At 76.1% G+C, this 1,849-nt stretch carries 1 protein-coding gene and 1 pseudogene; both read right to left on the reverse strand.

The features are described from left to right. Positions 1-1,309: ATP-binding protein (locus ABD308_RS01180; protein ID WP_344324027.1), on the reverse strand; the 1,309-nt coding region annotated here is incomplete at its 3' end. Between the two features lie 163 nt (positions 1,310-1,472). Further along, positions 1,473-1,849: pseudogene (locus ABD308_RS01185) on the reverse strand (hypothetical protein); the annotation flags it as partial.

Here is a 1,849-nt window from a genome sequence, read left to right on the forward strand (position 1 = left end):
CGGCGTGGTGCTCGGCCAGCCGGGTGTGCGCGGCCGTCCACTCCCGGGGGGTGTGGATCCGGCGACGGCGCACCATGCTGGCGCGCACCACGGAGTGGTACTGCAGGAAGTCGCCCCGCCCGGTCACGAAGGGCTGCGCCGACAGCCAGGCCCAGGCGGCCGGTTCGGCGTCCGGCACGGCGCAGGCGAACAGGTCCTGGTTGAGCTGCAGCGGCAGCGCCGCCGCCAGCACCGTCTCCCGGCGCTCCTGCTCGGGGATCCACTGCAGGAAGCGCACCACCGCCTGGTCGACCATGTCCGCGCCGACGTCGGCGACCTCCTCGACCGCGCCGGGGTCGGTGGCCGCGAGCAGCGCGACCAGCAGCGGCAGCCGCATCGACATCCGCAGCACCGCGTCGACCACCAGGGGATCGGTCACCCCGCGGGCGGCCAGCAGGTCACGGGCCTCCTGCTCGGTGAACACCTCCAACGGCACGTCCACCAGGACCGGCCGCCACGGCGCCCACTCGCGCTCGGCGAGCTCGTCCCGGCCGGCCAGGACGAAGATCACCTCCAGCGGCAGCGGGCCGAACGCGTCGTCCAGGATCTCCCGCAGCCAGCCGTCCAGGTAGCGGCCGGTCAGCTCCCAGGTGTCCAGGAACAGCACCACCCACGGCCGCCGCCCCCGGTCGCGCTCGCACAGCCGGGCGAGCTCGGCGACGAACGCGCGGCTGAGCGCCGACTCCTCGACGTCGCCGCCGCGCCGGCGCTGGCGCACCCCGGAGATCAGCCGCTCGGCGCCCTGCGCCACGGCGTCCGGGTTGGCCATCGCCGCGACCACGCCCGCGCCCGGCAGCACCGAGGCGACCCCGAACGCCGCCTGGGTCACCAGCCGGGTCGGCAGCGCGGCGCCCTCCCCGCCCGGCGGCTGCTCCGGCTCGCGGTCCGCCGCGGCCTGCAGCGAACGCCGGTACTGCTCCACCGCCTTGTCGAACTCCCGCAGTGGGCCCGCCTGTTCGGCGAGCTGGCGGGCGAGCGCGGTGAGCGCCGTCTCGACCCCGTGCACATCGGTCTCGTCGACCACCGCGGTGAGCGCTCCGGCCCGCCGGGCCGCCTCGCGCCACTGGGCGAGCAGGGTGGACTTGCCGACCCCGCCCACCCCGCGCACATGGAACAGGAAGTCCGCCGGGTCCGGCCCGGAGTCGGGGTCGGGATCCCGGGCCAGGTTCTCGGCGAACAGCGCCAACTGGGTTCTGCGGCCGATGAACTGCGCACCGGTGCGCCGCCGCACCGCCTCCGCTCGCGACAGACGCCTCCGTGCCTGTGCCATGCCACCCCCTGCCGCCCCGCCCGGCGGGCGCCGGCCACGAGTCCGGTGCCGCCGGTGCCGCCGGTGCCGCTCGTCGTGAGGGCGACCGTAGTGAATCGGCCCCGGGATTGTCCCCCTCCGGGCCGTCCGCCATGCACAGGACATGCTTCCCGGGGCGTCGGCGTCAGAGGACGGTGATCTCGAACACGGCGCTGTCGTCCGCCGGTGTGGGGTCGTTCGGCAGATCGGTCTCGACGGAGCCTTCCAACACGCCCGGCTCCATGCCGGAGGCGATGGAGATCCGCACCTCGGCGGTGGCCGTGGCGCCCGGCGCCAGCCCGGCCGGGAAGGCGCAGGCCACCGTGTGGCCGAACGGCAGCGTGCGGCAGGCGCCGGTGGACGAGGTCCCGGAACCGACCACCCCGGGCGGCAGGTGCACCGAGAGGGTGAACGGATCGGCGGTGGCGGCCCGGCCGGTGTTGGTCACCACCGGGTGGAGGAGGGTGGAGCCGCCGTCGGGCGCCGGGGCGGGGTCCGCGGCGCTCACCGCGAGGTCGGGCG

It is taken from the genome of Kitasatospora putterlickiae, from assembly GCF_039527695.1.
Taxonomy (GTDB): Bacteria; Actinomycetota; Actinomycetes; order Streptomycetales; family Streptomycetaceae; genus Kitasatospora; species Kitasatospora putterlickiae.